Origin of the sequence: Streptomyces changanensis, assembly GCF_024600715.1 — a bacterium.
Taxonomy (GTDB): Bacteria; Actinomycetota; Actinomycetes; order Streptomycetales; family Streptomycetaceae; genus Streptomyces; species Streptomyces changanensis.
In genome coordinates this window covers 2,513,798-2,530,206 of sequence record NZ_CP102332.1, presented here as the reverse complement: position 1 = coordinate 2,530,206, position 16,409 = coordinate 2,513,798, and the positions used below count along the sequence as shown (strand labels likewise).

Genomic DNA, 16,409 nt, shown 5'->3' with positions numbered 1-16,409 from the left:
GCCACCCCGCACCGCCGGGCCCCGGCCACCCCGCCACCCCGGCGCGACCGGCCCCCACCGCCTCCGGCACCACCCCCGCCACCCGCCGCGGCCGGGGCTCCACCGCCCCCGGCGCCGTGCCCCAGTACGCCCCCCGCGCCGCCTCCGCCCGTCCCCGCCGCCCCGCCGCCCGCGCCGGCGGGGCCCCCGTCCGTCCCCCGCCGCCCCGCCGGCGCGGCGCCCCGCGCGGCCCCCGCCCCCCGTCCCTCGCGTGAGCGTGGTCCGGGGCGTTCTGTCGCTGTCCGAAGTGTCAAATTCGGCCACCGTCTTTTGTACTCCACCGGCCCATGACGACCGGGGGGTGAGGAGCGATAGCCTGGACCCGTGATCAGCGCTATACGCCCTGGGGGCAGCGGAGCCCCCGGCCGGCGCCCGGTGTGCCATCGTGCCCGGGCGGACGCTGGTCCTTCCTGCCCGGTTCCCCCGCCGCACGCGGCGTGCTCGCCGAGAATGGCCGAGATGGGACCGGGATTCTCACGTACAGGCATGACGACCCCTCCGAGCGGATACCCCGCGTGGGGGCGCAGTCCCGCCACACCCTTCCCCCTACGTCACGCAACGGCGCGCGACAGGAGCCGAGGACATGCAGACCAAGCTGGACGAAGCCAAGGCCGAGCTGCTCGAGCGGGCCGCCCGGGTAGCTGAGAACGAGCCCGGCGACCGGCCCGACCCGGAGACCGTGCTCGAGTACCTCCAGCGCTACTACCTGCACACGGCTCCCGAGGACCTCGCCGACCGTGACCCGGTCGACGTGTTCGGCGCCGCCCTCTCCCACTACCGGCTGGCCGAGAACCGCCCCCAGGGGAAGGCGCGGGTGCGCGTCCACACGCCCACCGTCGAGGAGAACGGCTGGACGTGCAGCCACTCCGTCGTCGAGGTGGTCACGGACGACATGCCGTTCCTCGTCGACTCCGTCACCAACGAGCTGTCCCGACAGAACCGCGGCATCCACCTCGTCGTGCACCCGCAGGTCGTCGTCCGCCGCGACGTGACCGGGAAGCTCATCGAGGTCCTGCCCTCCGCCCCCGGCCCCGGCGCCGGGGAGCGCCCGCACGACGCGCTCGTCGAGTCCTGGATCCACGTGGAGATCGACCGCGAGACCGACCGCGCCGACCTCCAGCAGATCACCACCGACCTGCTGCGCGTCCTGTCCGACGTCCGCGAGGCCGTCGAGGACTGGGAGAAGATGCGTGACGCGGCGCTGCGCCTCGCCGACGACCTCACCGACGAGCCCGTCGCCGAGGACCTGCACCCCAGCGAGCTGGAGGAGGCGCGCGAGCTGCTGCGGTGGCTCGCCGACGACCACTTCACCTTCCTCGGCTACCGCGAGTACACCCTCGTCGACGGCGACGCCCTCGCGGCCGTCCCCGGCACCGGCCTCGGCATCCTCCGCTCCGACCCGCACCACGCCGGTGACGACGACGCCCACGGCCACCCCGTCTCGCCGTCGTTCAACCGGCTGCCCGCCGACGCCCGCGCCAAGGCCCGCGAGCACCGGCTGCTCATCCTCACCAAGGCCAACAGCCGCGCCACCGTCCACCGGCCGTCGTACCTGGACTACATCGGCGTGAAGAAGTTCGACGCCGCCGGCAACGTCGTCGGCGAGCGGCGCTTCCTCGGACTGTTCTCCTCCGCCGCCTACACCGAGTCCGTGCGGCGCGTCCCCGTCATCCGCCGCAAGGTGGCCGAGCTGCTGGAGGCCGCCGGGTTCTCGCCCGCCAGCCACGACGGGCGCGACCTGCTGCAGATCCTGGAGACCTACCCGCGCGACGAGCTGTTCCAGACGCCCGTCGACCAGCTGCTGGCCATCGTCACCAGCGTCCTGTACCTCCAGGAGCGCCGCCGGCTGCGCCTGTACCTGCGCCAGGACGAGTACGGCCGCTACTACTCCGCCCTCGTCTACCTGCCGCGCGACCGGTTCAACACCACGGTCCGCGAGCGGCTCACGGACATCCTGAAGGAGGAGCTCGGCGGCACCAGCGTCGACTTCACCGCCTGGAACACCGAGTCGGTCCTCTCCCGCCTCCACTTCGTCGTGCGCGTCCCGCAGGGCTCCACCCTCACGCCGCTCACCGACGCCGACGCCGACCGCATCGAGACGCGGCTCGCCGAGGCCGCCCGTTCCTGGGCGGACGGCTTCGCCGAGGCCCTCAACGCCGAGTCCGGCGAGGAGCGCGCCTCCGACCTGCTGCGCCGGTACGGCGGCGCCTTCACCGAGGGGTACAAGGCCGACCACTCGCCGCGGGCGGCCGTCGCCGACGTCCTGCAGCTGGAGCAGCTCGGCCACGGCGGCGAGGACTTCGCGCTCTCCCTGTACGAGCCGGTCGGCGCCGCCCCCGGCGAACGCCGCTTCAAGATCTACAAGTCGGGTGCGCAGGTGTCGCTCTCGGCGGTGCTGCCGGTCCTCAACCGGCTCGGCGTCGAGGTCGTCGACGAGCGGCCGTACGAGCTGCGCTGCGCCGACCGCACCCACGCGTGGATCTACGACTTCGGCCTGCGCATGCCCACCACGGGCAACGGCGCCGACTTCCGCGACGACGCCCGCGAGCGGTTCCAGGAGGCGTTCGCCGCGACCTGGACCGGACAGGCGGAGAACGACGGCTTCAACGCCCTCGTCCTGACCGCCGGGCTGACCTGGCGGCAGGCGATGGTGCTGCGCGCCTACGCCAAGTACCTGCGGCAGGCCGGCCTGACGTTCAGCCAGGACTACATGGAGGACACCCTCCGCGACAACGTCCACACCACGCGGCTGCTCGTCTCGCTCTTCGAGGCGCGGATGGCGCCGGAGCGGCAGCGGGCCGGGACCGAGCTGATCGACGGGCTCCTGGAGGAGCTCGACGGCGCGCTCGACCAGGTCGCGTCGCTCGACGACGACCGGATCCTGCGGTCGTTCCTCACCGTCATCAAGGCGACGCTGCGCACGAACTTCTTCCAGAAGGACGCCGACGGCCGGCCGCACCCCTACGTGTCGATGAAGTTCGACCCGCAGGCCATGCCCGACCTGCCCGCCCCGCGCCCGGCCTTCGAGATCTGGGTGTACTCGCCCCGCGTCGAGGGCGTCCACCTGCGCTTCGGCAAGGTCGCGCGCGGCGGTCTGCGCTGGTCCGACCGGCGCGAGGACTTCCGTACGGAGATCCTCGGCCTGGTCAAGGCGCAGATGGTGAAGAACACCGTCATCGTCCCCGTCGGCGCGAAGGGCGGCTTCGTCGCCAAGCAGCTGCCCGACCCGTCCGTCGACCGCGACGCGTGGCTCGCCGAGGGGATCGCCGCCTACCGGACGTTCATCTCCGCGCTCCTCGACATCACGGACAACCTCGTCGCGGGCGAGGTCGTGCCGCCCGCCGACGTCGTCCGCCACGACGAGGACGACACCTACCTCGTCGTCGCCGCCGACAAGGGGACCGCGACGTTCTCCGACATCGCCAACGAGGTCGCCGTCGGCTACGGCTTCTGGCTCGGCGACGCCTTCGCCTCCGGCGGCTCCGCCGGCTACGACCACAAGGGCATGGGCATCACCGCCCGCGGCGCGTGGGAGTCGGTCGAGCGGCACTTCCGGGAGCTCGGCCACGACACCCAGACGCAGGACTTCACGGTCGTCGGCGTCGGCGACATGTCCGGTGACGTCTTCGGCAACGGCATGCTGCTCTCCGAGCACATCCGGCTCGTCGCCGCCTTCGACCACCGGCACATCTTCGTCGACCCGAACCCCGACGCGGCCGTCTCCTACGCCGAGCGGCGCCGCCTGTTCGAGCTGCCCCGCAGCTCCTGGGCCGACTACGACGCCGGGCTGCTCTCCCCGGGCGGCGGCGTCCACTCCCGGCAGGCCAAGTCCATCCCGGTCAACGCCCACATGCGGGCCGCCCTCGGCATCGAGGACGGCGTCACCAAGCTGACCCCCGCCGAACTGATGAAGGCCATCCTCAAGGCCCCGGTGGACCTGCTGTGGAACGGCGGCATCGGCACGTACGTCAAGGCGACCACCGAGACGCACGCCGACGTCGGCGACAAGGCCAACGACCCGATCCGCGTCGACGGCGAGGAACTGCGCGTCAAGGTCGTCGGCGAGGGCGGCAACCTCGGCCTCACCCAGCTCGGCCGGATCGAGTTCGCCCGCAGGGGCGGCCCCACCGGCGACGGCGGCAAGATCAACACCGACGCCATCGACAACAGCGCCGGCGTGGACACCTCCGACCACGAGGTGAACATCAAGATCCTGCTCAACGGGCTGGTCGCCGACGGCGACATGACCGTCAAGCAGCGCAACAAGATCCTCGCCGAGATGACCGACGAGGTCGGCTCCCTCGTCCTGCGCAACAACTACGCGCAGAACGTCGCCCTCGCCCTCGCCGTCGGCCAGTCGAGCTCGCTGCTCCACGCGCACCAGCGGTTCCTGCGCCGGCTGGAGGGCGTCGGGCGGCTGGACCGGGGCCTGGAGTTCCTCCCCACCGACCGGCAGATCCGCGAGCTGCTGAACAGCGGCAGGGGCCTGAGCCAGCCCGAGCTGGCGGTCCTGCTCGCCTACACCAAGATCACGGTGGCGGAGGAGCTGATCGCGACCGACCTGCCCGACGACCCGTACCTGCGCAGCCTGCTCCACGCGTACTTCCCGTCGAAGCTGCGCGAGGAATTCCCCGAGCAGATCGACGCGCACGCCCTGCGCCGCGAGATCATCACCACGGTGATGGTCAACGACACGGTGAACACCGGCGGCTCGACCTATCTGCACCGGCTCCGCGAGGAGACGGGCGCGTCGATCGAGGAGATCATCCGCGCGCACACCTGCGCCCGGACCATCTTCGGGCTCGGCGCCGTCTGGGACGCCGTCGAGGCCCTCGACAACCAGGTCCCGGCCGACGTGCAGAGCCGGATCCGGCTGCACTCCCGGCGCCTCGTCGAGCGCGGCACGCGCTGGCTGCTCAACAACCGGCCGCAGCCGCTCCAGCTCGCCGAGACGATCGACTTCTTCGGCGCCCGCGTGGAGCAGGTGTGGGGCGAGCTGCCGAAGATGCTGCGCGGCGCGGACCTGGAGTGGTACGAGGGGCTGGTCGCCGAGCTGACCGGGGCGGGCGTCCCCGTGGAGCTGGCCGCCCGGGTCGCCGGGTTCTCCTCCGCCTTCCCGACGCTCGACATCGTCGCCATCGCGGACCGCACCGGCAAGGAGCCGCTGGCCGTCGCCGAGGTGTACTACGACCTCGCCGACCGGCTGCGGATCACGCAGCTGATGGACCGCATCATCGAGCTGCCCCGCGCGGACCGCTGGCAGTCCATGGCCCGCGCCGCCATCCGCGAGGACCTGTACGCGGCGCACGCGGCGCTCACCGCCGACGTGCTGTCCGCCGGGAACGGCACGTCGACGCCCGAGGAGCGGTTCGCCGCCTGGGAGCGGAAGAACGCCTCGCTCCTCGGCCGCGCCCGCACCACGCTCGAGGAGATCCAGAACTCGGACGCGTTCGACCTGGCGAACCTGTCGGTGGCCATGCGCACCATGCGGACCCTGCTGCGCGCGCACAGCTGACCGGCCGGCACCACGGACGGGGCGCCCACCGCGACACCGCGGTGGGCGCCCCGCCCTCGTCCGCGGCCGGCCACGGCACCGCCCGCCGCGGGGGAACGCCGGCCACGGCACACGCAGCCCCGCCGCGGGAACGCCGGCCACGGCACGCGCCGTGTGGGGGGACGCCCCGGCTACGGCACGCGCAGCACGTCCGGCGCCGACTCCTCCCACAGCCGCCGGCACGACAGCAACGCCGCCGCCACGAGCAGCCCGTTGCGCAGCAGCAGCACCGCGCAGCCCACCGGGGTGACCAGCAGGACGTCGACGTACAGCAGCGGGTAGGCGAGCGCGGTGAGCGCGGCGGCCGGCAGCAGGAGCACGGCGACCGGGCGCTGGGTGGTGGTACGGAACGTCAGGCACACCGCCGCCAGGGCGAGCAGCCACACCAGGTACTGGGGGCTGATCACCCGGCTGGTGACGGTGAGGAGCAGCACCGCCATGAGCGCCGCGTCCGCCGGGGTCGACGCCGACCAGTGCAGCGACCGCACCCGCCACAGCACCAGCCACACCAGGACGGCGCCGGTGAGCACCAGCGACACGCCCGCCACCGCCGCGACGTACGGGCCGGTGAACTCGAACGCCCCGTACCGGTGGACGACGCGACCCGGCCACCCGGCGAGGTGCGCCAGCGACAGCAGGGTGCCGCCGACCGACTCGACCTGCACGCCGCGGTCGCCCTGGTGGCGCAGGAAGTCCAGGGTGTGCGGGAACACCACGGAGAGCAGCGCCGCTCCGCCCACGCCGGTGGCGAGCGCCGCCGTCCAGGAGCGGCGGGTCGCCGCCCCGGGGGGCGTGCCGGTGAGGGCGAACAGCGGCCAGCCCTTCACCAGGGCGCCGAGCCCCGCCAGGACGCCCGCGAGCCGGGTCCGGCCGGCGGGCGCGGCGAGGAGGGCGCCCACCGCCAGCGCGGTGACCAGCAGGTCGTAGCGGGCGAGCGGGACGTGCAGCAGCAGCGGCAGGGCGCAGGTCCAGTACCAGGAGCCGGCGCCGCCGGCCCAGTACAGGAGCAGCAGGACGGCCGCGTCCGCGAGCAGGGCGAGCGCCACGAACGCCTGGAAGTACGACAGGCCGGGCACCGCGCCGGGCGCCAGCAGCGCGAGGGCGGCGCCGGGCGGGTACTGCCACGTGGCCTCGTCCGACGGGAGCACGCCGTGGGCGAGCCGCCCGTACCAGTGCTCGTACAGGACGTGGACCTCGCGGCCGACGCCGCCGATGCCGAGGGTGTCGTGCGCCAGCAGCCACAGCATCCCGGCACGGGTGAGGGCCCAGACGGCGACGAGGGGAACGGGACCCGGCCGGCGCTGCTCCCGGAAGCGGAGCTGGTGCCGGTGGGTACGCGGGGTGCTGAGCCGGTACGTGGTCATCCCCGCGAACATAAGTCAGGTTCGCGTGGTTCGTCCCGTATTGCGGGCAAGGGGGTGACGGCGGTCCGGCGGACCCCTGGGGCCTGCTTCCGGATCTTGCCGGGCTGATCCGGAAGACACGACCTAGCGCGCGTGCCGTTCGTAGGCGGCGACGACCTCGTCGGAGGGGCCGTCCATGAGGATCCGCCCCGACTCCAGCCAGATCGCCCGGTCGCAGGTCTCGCGGATGGTGGAGTTGCTGTGGCTGACGAGGAAGACCGTGCCGGCCTCGGCGCGCAGCTCGTTGATGCGCTGCTGGCTGCGCTGCCGGAACGCCGCGTCGCCGGTGGCCAGCGCCTCGTCGACGAGGAGCACGTCGTGCGACCGGGCGGCGGCGATGGAGAAGCGCAGCCGGGCGCCCATGCCGGAGGAGTACGTGCGCATGGGCAGCGAGACGAAGTCGCCCTTGTCGTTGATGCCGGAGAACTCGACGATCCGGGCGTACCGCTCCCTGATCTCGGCGCGGGTCATGCCCATCGCGAGCCCGCCGAGGACGACGTTGCGCTCGCCGGTGAGGTCGCCCATGAGGGCGGCGTTCACGCCCAGGAGGCTGGGCTGGCCCTGGGTGTAGACGCTGCCCCGGCTGGGCGGCAGCAGGCCGGCGATGGCCTTGAGCAGGGTGGACTTCCCCGAGCCGTTGGTGCCGATCAGCCCGATGGCCTCGCCCTTGTACGCGGCGAAGCTGACGCCCTTGACGGCGTGCACGGTACGGGCGGCCGGGCGGGCCTTCCCCCGGGCGAGGACCCGGCCGAGCGGCGACCCGCGGTCGCCGTCGCGGGCGGGCGCCGCGCCCTGCACGGTGTAGGTCACGTGGACGCCATCGACGACGACGGTCGGGACGCGCTCAGCCACGGCCGTAGGTCTCCTCTGCCTGCCAGAACCAGATGAACCCGCCCACGGCCGCGGCCAGTGCCCAGGCCGCGGCCGCGGCCCACACGTGGGGCGGCAGCTGGGCGGCCGTGAAGCTGTCGACGAGCGCGAAGCGCATCAGGTCGATGTAGAGCGCCGCCGGGTTGTACTGGAGCGCGAGGACCAGCGCGTGCGGCAGGTCCCGGCCCGCGAGGACGTGGTTCAGGCTGAACATCACGCCCGAGGCGTACATCCAGGTGCGCAGGACGAACGGCATGAGCTGCGCGACGTCCGGGGTGCGGGCCGCGACCCGGGCGAGGACGAGCGACAGGCCGGTGTTGAACAGGGCCTGCAGGGCGAGGGCGGGCACGGCGAGCAGCCAGGAGGCACCCGGGGTGATGCCGAAGCCCAGCAGGATGACGACGAGCGCGGCGAGCGAGAACACCAGCTGCTGGAGCTGCTGCAGGGCGAGCGCCACGGGCAGGCTCGCGCGCGGGAAGTGCAGGGCCCGGACGAGGCCGAGGTTGCCGCTGATGGCGCGGGTGCCGGCCATCAGGGAGTTGGCGGTGAACGTCCAGATGAAGACGCCCGTCACCAGGAACGGCACGAAGTCCGGGACCTGCGCGCGGGTGTTCATCAGGACGCCGAAGATGAAGTAGTACACGGCCGCGTTGAGCAGGGGCGTCATCACCTGCCACAGCTGGCCCAGCTTCGCCTGGCTGTACTGGGCGGTGAGGCGGGCCGTCGCGAAGGCGGTGACGAAGTGGCGCCGCGCCCACAGCTGCCGCACGTACCGGGGGAGGGAGGGGCGGGCGCCGCTCACGGTCAGGCCGTGGCGCAGGGCGAGGGCGCGCAGCTCCTCCTCGGGCAGCTGCCAGGTCGGCGGGGCGCCCGGGGCGGCGAGGGCGTCCGGGGTCGCGGAGCCGCCCGGGGCGGTGGACGGGCCCGGGGCAGGTCGCGGGGTCGCGGAGCCGCCGGGGGCGGGCCCGGTGGGCGGCGGGGCCGCGGCGGGTGGCGCGAACGTGCTCACAGGACTCACCGGGCGCTCGCCTTTCGTCGGGACGGATCCGTATCGTCGCTACGGGGAGACTAGGACGCCTGTACGTCGGAACGCAACCGTTCCGTCGTGACGCGGGCGCCGCGCTATGATCCCCGGCATGACGCCACCGCCCCCCGGAACCCCCCGCCGCGCCCCCGCGGGAGCCGCCGTGCTCCGGGAGGACGTGACCGAAGCGATCCGCGCGGCGGTCTTCGAGGAGCTCGCCGCCGTCGGCTTCGCCCGCATGTCCATCGAGGGCATCGCCCGGCGGGCCGGCGTCGGGAAGACCGCCGTCTACCGGCGCTGGAAGTCCAAGCTGTCGCTCGTGCTCGACCTGCTGACCGCCTTCGCGGTCAAGGGGCTGCCCGCCCCCGCGACCGGCTCCCTCCACGGCGACGTCCGCGCGCTGCTGGAGGTCGCCTCGCACGCCCTGCGCCACCCGGTCGCCTCGCAGGTCATCCCCGACCTGCTGGTGGAGGCCGCCCGCCACCCGGAGATCGCCGAGACCGTCCGGGCGACGCTCCTGGACGGCCAGCGGGGCGTCGTCGCGCAGGTCGTCCGGGCGGCGGTCGACCGCGGCGAGCTGCCCGAGGGCGCCGACGCCGACCGGGCGCTCGACCTGATCGTCGGCCCCCTGTACTGGCGCCTCGTCGTGGTGCGCGACGGCGCCCCCACCGCCGCGTACCTCGACGACCTCACCACCGCGGCCGTGGCCGGCCTCCGGGCTCTGGCCTGAGCACCACCCGCCGGCCTCCGGGCTCTGGCCTGAGCACCACCCGCCGGCGTCAGGGTGCCGGCGGTTCACCCGAACGGTGGAGCCCGCGGTGACGTGACGCCGCTCGATCGGTTGGGTCTGCCGACACGAAAGGACGGTGGGCCACCAGTGCGAGAGCTCAGCATCGAAGGCGCGTGGGTGAGGGAACCGCAGGTCTTCGAGGACGACCGGGGGACCTTCCACGAGTGGTTCCGGGCACCCGACCTGGCCGAGGCCGCCGGGTACGGGCTGGGCCTCGCCCAGGCGAACTGCTCCGTGTCCAGCCGCGGCACACTGCGGGGCGTCCACTACGCCGACGTGCCGCCCGGGCAGGCCAAGTACGTCACGTGCGTGCGCGGCGCCGTGCTCGACGTCGTCGTCGACCTGCGCACCGGCTCGCCCACCTACCGGGCCTCGGAGGCCGTCCGGCTCGACGACCGCGACCGGCGCGCGCTGTACCTGGCCGAGGGGCTCGGGCACGCCTTCATGGCCCTCACCGACGACGCCACCGTCGTCTACCTCTGCTCACGCGGCTACGCCCCCGCCCGCGAGCACGCCGTCCATCCCCTCGACCCGGCGCTCGGCATCGACTGGCCCGCCGGGCTCACGCCCCTCCTCTCCCCCCGGGACGCCGCGGCCCCCACGCTCGCCGAGGCGGAGCGCGGGGGCCTGCTGCCGTCCTACGAGGACTGCCGGCGCTGGTACGAGGCCCTGCGGGGCGTCACCTTCGCCCGGCACTGACCAGCGCGGGGAACGCCTCCGCCAGCGCCTCCCGCCACGCACGCGGCGGCTCCAACCCCGCCGCGTGCCAGCGGTCGTGTCCCAGCACGCTGTACGCGGGGCGCGCCGCCGGGCGGGGGAAGGCGGCGCTGGACGTCGCGCGGACCCGCGCCGGGTCGCTGCCGAGCAGCTGGTACGTCTCGCGGGCCAGCTCGCACCACGTGCCGTCACCGCCGTTCGTGCCGTGGTAGACGCCCGCGGGCGCCCGCCCGGCCAGCGCGGCCCGGCCCAGCGCCCGCAGCCGGTCGGCCAGGTCGACGGTCCACGTCGGCTGGCCGCGCTGGTCGTCGACCACGTCGACGGTCTCCCGCGCGGCCTCCGCGCCGATCATCGTGCGGACGAAGTTGCCGCCGCCCGCCCCGTACAGCCACGCCGTGCGCACCACGTACCCGCGCTCCGGCAGCAGCTCCAGGACGGCCCGCTCGCCGACCAGCTTCGTCCGCCCGTACGCGGTGCGCGGGCCGGGCAGGGCGCCCTCGGCGTACGGGACGCACGCGTCGCCGCCGAAGACGTAGTCGGTCGACACGTGCAGCAGGACGCACCCCAGCTCGGCGCAGGACTCCGCGAGGTACCGCGCCGCCGTGCCGTTGACGAGCAGCGCCTCCCGCTCGTGCGTCTCGGCGTCGTCGACCGCCGTCCACGCCGCGCAGTTGACCACCACCGCCGGCCGGAGCGCCGCGAGCGCCGCCCGCACCGCCACGGGGTCGGTGACGTCCAGCGCGCGCCGGTCCAGGCCGACGGCGCGGGGGCCGAGCCGGGCGACGACGTCCCGGCCCAGCAGCCCGCCCGCGCCGGTGACCAGCCACCGCCTCCGTACCCGCCTCACCGGTCGGCCCGTCCGCACAGCGGCTCCCACCACGGGCGGTTGTCGCGGTACCAGGCGACCGTCGCGGCCAGCCCCGTCGCGAGGTCCGTCCGGGGCCGGTACCCCAGCTCGGCGCGGATCTTCGAGTCGTCCAGCGCGTACCGCCGGTCGTGCCCCTTGCGGTCGGCGACGTGGTCGACGCGGGACCAGTCGGCGCCGCAGGCGGCCAGCAGGAAGTCGACGAGCTGGCGGTTGGTCAGCTCCGTGCCGCCGCCCACGTGGTAGACCTCGCCGGGCCGGCCGCGCCGCCGGACCAGCTCGACTCCGGCGACGTGGTCGCCCACGTACAGCCAGTCCCGCACGTGGGAGCCGTCCCCGTAGAGCGGCACCCGGCCGCCGGTGAGCAGACGCGTGGTGAAGAGGGGGACGGCCTTCTCCGGGTGCTGGCGCGGGCCGTAGTTGTTGGAGCAGCGCGTCACCCGCACGTCCAGGCCGTGCGTGCGGTGGTAGGCCAGCGCCATCAGGTCCGCGGCCGCCTTCGACGCCGCGTAGGGCGAGTTCGGCAGCAGCGGCGCGTCCTCGGTCCAGGCGCCCGTGTCGACCGACCCGTACACCTCGTCGGTGGAGACCTGCACGAACGTGCGGACGCCGCCGCGCAGCGCCGCGTCGAGGAGGGTCTGCGTGCCGAGGACGTTGGTGCGGACGAAGGGGGCGGCGCCGGCGATGGACCGGTCGACGTGCGACTCGGCGGCGAAGTGGACGACCTCGTCGTGCTCGGAGAGCACCTTGCCGACGAGCTCGGCGTCGCAGACGTCGCCGTGCACGAACGCGAAGCGGCGGTCGCCGCGGACCGCGTCGAGGTGGGCCGGGTCGCCGGCGTAGGTCAGCGCGTCGAGGACGGTGACCTCGACGGACGCCGCCGGGTCGGCCAGGAGGGTGCGCACGTAGTGGGAGCCGATGAAGCCGGCGCCGCCGGTGACCAGGATGCGCGTCACGGTGTTCATGCTGAGATCTGCACCTTGCTGTGATCGCCGAGCACCAGGCGGTGGGCGGCCGGGATGGGCGGGGCCGGGGTGATCTCGACGTTACGGCCGATCAGCGACGCCTCGACGCGCCCCACGCCGAGCAGCGACGAGCCGCTGAGCACGATGGAGTACTCGATCTCGCTGTCGGTCACCCGGCAGTTCTCCGCGATGGACGTGGACGGGCCGATGTAGGAGTTCTCCACCACCGTGCCCGCCCCGATGACGACCGGGCCGACGATCCGCGAGCCGCGCACCGTGGCGCCGGGGCCGATCTGCACCCGGCCGATGATCTCGGTGGTCGCGTCGACCGAGCCCTCGTTGAGCGGGGTCAGCAGCTCCAGCACCGACCGGTTCACCTCCAGCATGTCCGCCACGTTGCCGGTGTCCTTCCAGTAGCCGGAGACGATGGTCGACTTCACGGTGCGGCGCGCGTCGATGAGCCACTGGAGCGCGTCGGTGATCTCCAGCTCGCCGCGGGCCGACGGCTTGATGGCCCGCACCGCCTCGTGGACCGCGGGGGAGAACAGGTACACGCCGACCAGGGCGAGGTCGCTGCGCGGATTGACCGGCTTCTCCTCCAGCCGGGCCACCCGGCCGTCGACGTCCAGCTCCGCCACGCCGAACGCGCGCGGGTCGGCGACCTTCGTCAGCAGGATCTGCGCGTCGGGCCGGCGCGCCCGGAACTCCTCCACCAGGTCGGTGATGCCGCCGACGACGAAGTTGTCGCCGAGGTACATCACGAAGTCGTCCTCCCCGAGGAAGTCGCGGGCGATGAGCACGGCGTGCGCGAGGCCGAGCGGGGCGTGCTGCGGGATGTACGTGACGTCGAGGCCGAACCGCGCGCCGTCGCCGACCGCCGCGCGGATCTCCCGTTCGGTGGTGTCGCCGACGATGAGACCGACCTCCCGGACCCCCGCCGCGGCGATCGACTCCAAGCCGTAGAAGAGGACCGGTTTGTTGGCCACCGGCACGAGCTGTTTCGCCGATGTGTGGGTGATCGGGCGGAGCCGGGTACCGGCGCCGCCCGAGAGTACGAGTGCTTTCACTGGACTCAACCTGACCTGATCTGGAACGTGACCGGGACCGACGCGCCGGGCCGCGGAGAAGGGGCAGGTTGTGAACGACAGTTGAACGCCACGAATTACGTCGGATCATGGGCCATACGTGTGATTCGGCAATTCACCCGCGCGGCCAGGACAGGCGCCCGGGAACTTCGGCGCGGATTAAGTGTGTTAATCGGTGCTTCGCTCGTCCCCGGTGCGTTGCTACGTTCGTCAACCATGTACGGACGAATGTCGTCTCTGTCCTGGGACGCGAGGAAAGCCCGGATCGTCGTCCTGGGGGTCGCGGCGGTCGCGTTCCTCTCCAAGATGGCGCTCGCCGCCGCCACACAGGGCCCCGCTGACGTGCGGTTCTTCTATGGATTCGCGCGTGCCATCGCCCTGGCGGGACCCGTGCGCATCTACGCCGAACCCCTCCCGCACCTGCCGGTCTACAACCATCCGCCGCTGGCGAGCTGGATGCTCCTCGCCATGGAGAAACTCATGGGGATCGGGGTTCCGTTCGCCCCGATGATCCGTTTCCCGGCGTGTCTCGCGGATTTTCTCACCGTTCTTCTCGTGTTCGAGGTCGTACGGCGCAGGAGAACCCTGCGGACGGCCACGGCGTGCGCGCTCGGCGCCGCCCTGTGCCCCGTCCTCTTCGGAACGTCCGGCTATCACGGGAACACCGATTCCGTCGCCGTCATGTTCGCCCTCGCCGCCGCCTGGCTGCTCGCCGACCGCGCCCGGTTCGCCACGGCCGGTGTGGCGGCGGCCCTGTGCATCAGCGTCAAGTTCGTCCCCGTGGTGGTCGTCCCGCTGCTGTTCGTCGCCGCCTGGCGGGTCGGCCGCCCGGCCTTCGCCCGCTTCACGGCCGGCTTCGCGGCGCTGTTCCTCGCCGTGTGGGGCCCCGTCCTGGCGACCGTGCCGGCCGGGCTGAAGGCGAACGTCCTCGAGTACGCGGGCGGCAACTTCAGCTTCTGGGGCGTCGTGCAGTTCGCCCGCTGGGCGGAGGTCCCCGAGCCGTACATCGCCCTCGTCCGCGGCCCCGGCCACTACCTCGTCGTCGCCGCGATCGTCACCCTCGGCGCCTGGCTCGCCTGGCGCCGCCCCGCCGACACACCCGTCGCGGTCGCCGTCACCCTCGGCACGCTGCTGCTGCTCAGCACGGCCTCCGGGGTGCAGTACCTCGCCTGGCCCGCCGCCGGCCTGTTCCTCATCGGCCTGTGGCCCGGCCTCGCCTACGGCCTCGTCGTCGGCGGCGTCACGACCTCCGTCTACGGGATGCAGCGGCCCGTCCACTGGACCGACACCGAGATGGCGTTCGGCGCCCTCGGCTGGGCCCTGCTCGGTGCCTCCGTCGCCGTCGGCGTCCACCGGATCCTCACCGCCGCGCCCCTCGACATCACCCGCCCGCGCACCGAACCGCGGCCCTGGCCCGCCGCCCGCCCGGCGGCCGCCGCGCCACCGGGACCGCACCCCCCGGCCGCCGCCCCCGACCAGACCGCCCGCCCCGCAAGAGTGGAGAAGCACCCGTGACGGAAGGCCAGAGCCCCAGCCGCACGCCCCGCATCGGCATCCTGGTGGTGGCGTACAACGCGGAGTCCACCCTGGAGAGGACGCTCGACCGGATCCCGGACGACTTCCGCCCGAGGATCGCCGAGATCCTCGTCCTCGACGACGCCAGCCAGGACGCCACCTTCGCCGCCGGCCGCCGCTGGTCGCAGCGGCCCGGCCGGCCCCCCACCGTCGTCATGCGGCACACCAAGAACCTCGGCTACGGCGGCAACCAGAAGGCCGGGTACGCCCTCGCCGCCCGCCGCGGGCTGGACATCGTCGTCCTCCTCCACGGCGACGGCCAGTACGCCCCCGAACTCCTCCCGCAGCTCGTCGCCCCGCTGGAGCGCGGCGAGGCGGACGCGGTGTTCGGCTCGCGCATGATGCACCCCCGCGACGCCCTGCGCGGCGGCATGCCGCTGTACAAATGGGTCGGCAACCGCGTCCTGACCCGCGTCGAGAACGGGCTGCTCGGCACCGACCTGAGCGAGTTCCACTCCGGCTACCGCGCCTACCGCGTCGACGCCCTCGACCGCCTGCCCCTCGCCCACAACAGCGACGGATTCGACTTCGACACGCAGATCATCGTCCAGCTCGCCGACGCCGGCCTGCGCATCCGTGAGATCCCCATCCCCACCCACTACGGCGACGAGGTCTGCTACGTCGACGGACTGCGCTACGCCAAGGACGTCGTCAAGGACGTCCTGTCGTACCGGCTCGCGAAGAAGGGTTTCGGCACCTGCGAGTGGATCCCCCAGCCCGCCGGATACGCCTTCAAGGAGGGGGACGGCTCCTCGCACGCCCTCCTCCTCGACCGGCTGCGCGGCCTGCCGCCCGGCCGCGTCCTCGACGTCGGCTGCTCCGGCGGGCTCTTCGCCGAACGCCTCGAAGCCCTCGGCCACCAGGTCACCGGCATCGACGCCGTCGAGGTCGACGGCGTGCGCGACCGCTGCTCCCGCTTCCTCCTCGCCGACCTGGAGCAGGGCCTGCCCGAGGGGGTCGGCGACGGCTACGACTACGTCGTCGCCGGCGACGTCATCGAGCACCTGTCCCGGCCCGATCGGCTCCTCACCCAGCTCCAGGACGTCCTGCGCCCCGAGGGGCTGGTCCTGCTGTCCGTGCCGAACATCGGCCACTGGTACGCCCGGCTGCGCATCGCCCTCGGCCTGTTCGACTACGACCGGCGCGGCATCCTCGACACCACCCACCTGCGCTTCTTCAGCCGGGCCAGCCTCCGGCGCACCCTGCGCTCCGCCGGGTACGACGAACTGTCCCTCACCGCGACCGGCGCCCCCTTCTGGTCCGTCCTCGGCGGCGGGCCCCTCGCCCGGCTCCTCGGCCTGCTGTCCAGGGGCCTCACCCGGCTCCGGCCCACCCTCTTCGGCTACCAGTACGTCGCCCAGCTCACCCCGCACGCGGCCCGCACGGTCGTCGCCGGGCAGCACGTGCCCGTCCAGGACATCCTCAACCGCCAGTTCGTCCCCGTCGACCGGCCCACCGACCGGCCCGCCGACCGCGTCGCCGTCTGAGCGCCCGCCCACCCCACCGCCCCCCGACAAGGACC

The 16,409-nt window shown here is 73.5% G+C and carries 11 protein-coding genes; 5 read left to right on the top strand and 6 right to left on the bottom strand.

Going from position 1 to position 16,409, the window contains the following annotated elements:
* The first annotated feature begins 622 nt into the window (after positions 1-622).
* On the top strand, positions 623-5,554 hold the full coding sequence (locus NRO40_RS11220; RefSeq protein ID WP_058944362.1) for an NAD-glutamate dehydrogenase: 4,932 nt from the start codon (positions 623-625) through the stop codon (positions 5,552-5,554).
* 170 nt (positions 5,555-5,724) lie between these two features.
* Here the strand turns inward: NRO40_RS11220 and NRO40_RS11215 are convergent, their stop codons facing one another.
* From NRO40_RS11215 to NRO40_RS11205, 3 genes are all read right to left on the bottom strand, one after another.
* Positions 5,725-6,957 carry a glycosyltransferase 87 family protein gene (locus NRO40_RS11215; RefSeq protein ID WP_232791221.1) on the bottom strand — a complete coding sequence of 411 codons (1,233 nt, stop codon included), beginning with the start codon at positions 6,955-6,957 and terminating at the stop codon, positions 5,725-5,727.
* Between the two features lie 123 nt (positions 6,958-7,080).
* Entirely contained in the window at positions 7,081-7,848 is a 768-nt protein-coding gene (locus NRO40_RS11210) for an ABC transporter ATP-binding protein (RefSeq protein WP_058944361.1), read from the bottom strand.
* The gene (locus NRO40_RS11205) at positions 7,841-8,716 is read right to left on the bottom strand and encodes an ABC transporter permease (protein WP_058944364.1); all 876 of its coding nucleotides are present in this window, start codon (positions 8,714-8,716) and stop codon (positions 7,841-7,843) included. The genes NRO40_RS11210 and NRO40_RS11205 overlap by 8 nt, the downstream gene beginning before the upstream one ends.
* 286 nt (positions 8,717-9,002) lie before the next feature.
* Between NRO40_RS11205 and NRO40_RS11200 the strand changes: the two genes are divergently transcribed.
* Positions 9,003-9,620 carry a TetR/AcrR family transcriptional regulator gene (locus tag NRO40_RS11200; protein ID WP_232791220.1) on the top strand — a complete coding sequence of 206 codons (618 nt, stop codon included), beginning with the start codon at positions 9,003-9,005 and terminating at the stop codon, positions 9,618-9,620.
* A gap of 147 nt (positions 9,621-9,767) precedes the next feature.
* A complete protein-coding gene (locus tag NRO40_RS11195; protein WP_058944359.1) occupies positions 9,768-10,379 on the top strand; it encodes a dTDP-4-dehydrorhamnose 3,5-epimerase family protein in 612 nt (203 codons plus the stop codon).
* On the opposite strand, the gene rfbD is transcribed toward NRO40_RS11195, so the two are convergent.
* From rfbD to NRO40_RS11180, 3 genes are read right to left on the bottom strand one after another with little or no spacing between them, the layout of a single operon-like run.
* Positions 10,360-11,244 carry a dTDP-4-dehydrorhamnose reductase gene (gene rfbD, locus NRO40_RS11190; protein ID WP_058944363.1) on the bottom strand — a complete coding sequence of 295 codons (885 nt, stop codon included), beginning with the start codon at positions 11,242-11,244 and terminating at the stop codon, positions 10,360-10,362. The two genes, NRO40_RS11195 and rfbD, sit on opposite strands and share 20 nt — an antisense overlap.
* Positions 11,241-12,227: a dTDP-glucose 4,6-dehydratase gene (gene rfbB / locus NRO40_RS11185; protein WP_058944358.1), complete on the bottom strand. Its 987-nt coding sequence runs from the start codon at positions 12,225-12,227 to the stop codon at positions 11,241-11,243. Before rfbB ends, rfbD begins: the two co-directional genes overlap by 4 nt.
* The gene (locus NRO40_RS11180; protein ID WP_058944357.1) at positions 12,224-13,294 is read right to left on the bottom strand and encodes a glucose-1-phosphate thymidylyltransferase; all 1,071 of its coding nucleotides are present in this window, start codon (positions 13,292-13,294) and stop codon (positions 12,224-12,226) included. The genes rfbB and NRO40_RS11180 overlap by 4 nt, the downstream gene beginning before the upstream one ends.
* Before the next feature lie 246 nt (positions 13,295-13,540).
* Between NRO40_RS11180 and NRO40_RS11175 the strand changes: the two genes are divergently transcribed.
* A complete protein-coding gene (locus NRO40_RS11175) occupies positions 13,541-14,827 on the top strand; it encodes a glycosyltransferase family 39 protein (RefSeq protein ID WP_058944356.1) in 1,287 nt (428 codons plus the stop codon).
* On the top strand, positions 14,824-16,374 hold the full coding sequence (locus NRO40_RS11170) for a bifunctional glycosyltransferase/class I SAM-dependent methyltransferase (protein WP_058944355.1): 1,551 nt from the start codon (positions 14,824-14,826) through the stop codon (positions 16,372-16,374). The genes NRO40_RS11175 and NRO40_RS11170 overlap by 4 nt, the downstream gene beginning before the upstream one ends.
* The last annotated feature ends 35 nt before the right edge of the window (positions 16,375-16,409 follow it).

Excerpts from the sequence above, each read along its gene's own strand:
- NRO40_RS11220 (WP_058944362.1), top strand. The coding sequence starts at position 623 with ATGCAGACCAAGCTGGACGAAGCCAAGGCCGAGCTGCTCGAGCGGGCC.
- NRO40_RS11215 (WP_232791221.1), bottom strand. The coding sequence starts at position 6,957 with ATGACCACGTACCGGCTCAGCACCCCGCGTACCCACCGGCACCAGCTC.
- NRO40_RS11200 (WP_232791220.1), top strand. The coding sequence starts at position 9,003 with ATGACGCCACCGCCCCCCGGAACCCCCCGCCGCGCCCCCGCGGGAGCC.
- rfbB (WP_058944358.1), bottom strand. The coding sequence starts at position 12,227 with ATGAACACCGTGACGCGCATCCTGGTCACCGGCGGCGCCGGCTTCATC.
- NRO40_RS11175 (WP_058944356.1), top strand. The coding sequence starts at position 13,541 with ATGTCGTCTCTGTCCTGGGACGCGAGGAAAGCCCGGATCGTCGTCCTG.